The following is a 1003-nucleotide window of genomic DNA, read 5'->3' on the forward strand; positions in this document are numbered from 1 at the left end:
TGAGTTATCATCTATTTATGCGCAATTAAACGATTTCAAAAATGCTTTGCCAGATGGTATTGCTTCGTATATCGATGATTCGCAAGCTGGATTGCTATTCTGCTCTGAGTTGTTGTCGATTCTGGGTGCTTTACCGACTGAGCTTATTAGAGTTCGAGATCCTCTTTTTGATGATGATGATATCGATGCAGTATTGCGCGACTTAATGTGTCAAATCGAAACATTGCGTCCTTTAAGAGATGGTCTATCTACTTTGTATCAATTGGACCAGTTGCCTTCCCAAGAGATGCTCGCGCATGCCGTTGCTGTTATCCAGCAAGGGGGATTATTTGCATGGTTTAAGAGTGATTGGCGTAGTGCCAAGGCACTGCTCATGGCGCAATCTCGTAAGCCTGACACTAAGTTTGCTGAGTTAAAACGCTGCTCAGCTGATTTGCTCAAGTATTCGGAGCTGTTACAACGGTTTGAACAAAGTGACTTTGGTAATCAACTTGGTAATGCATTCCGAGGGTTGGACACCGACTGTGAACAACTCATGTTATTGCGTGATTGGTACAAGAAGGTCCGAGCTTGTTACGGGATAGGTTTTGGAAAGCGAGTTGCGATAGGCTCTGGATTATTTAACCTAGATGGTGAGATTATCAAAGGTGTGCATTTAATCGAGAAATCGCAGATTAGCTCAAGATTAATGACTTTGGTTAAACGGGTCGAGCACGAGGCTAAGTTATTACCGCGTATTTCTAGCTTGTTGGAAGAACATGCATCTTGGTTAGGTGAGCAAGGTGTATTGATGCAATCTTACCGACAGGTGCGGAATACTCTCATTGCCTTGCAGGGATGGTTTATCAATCCAGATATATCATTAGAGCAGATGACTCATTCCTCCGAGATTTTGCAAAACATAAACGATCTTCAGATATCCCTTGAAAATGACTCGTTACAGTTAGGGGCGTTTTTACAATTAACCCCATTGGCTTGCGGTGCGTATAAAAATAATCAACTG

1 pseudogene is annotated in these 1003 nt (G+C 42.4%); it reads left to right on the forward strand.

What is annotated here, in order from left to right:
• Positions 1-1003, forward strand: a pseudogene (locus ABD481_RS46440) (DUF4011 domain-containing protein); the annotation flags it as partial.

The sequence above is a fragment of the Catenulispora yoronensis genome (assembly GCF_039531695.1).
Taxonomy (GTDB): domain Bacteria; phylum Actinomycetota; class Actinomycetes; order Streptomycetales; family Catenulisporaceae; genus Catenulispora; species Catenulispora yoronensis.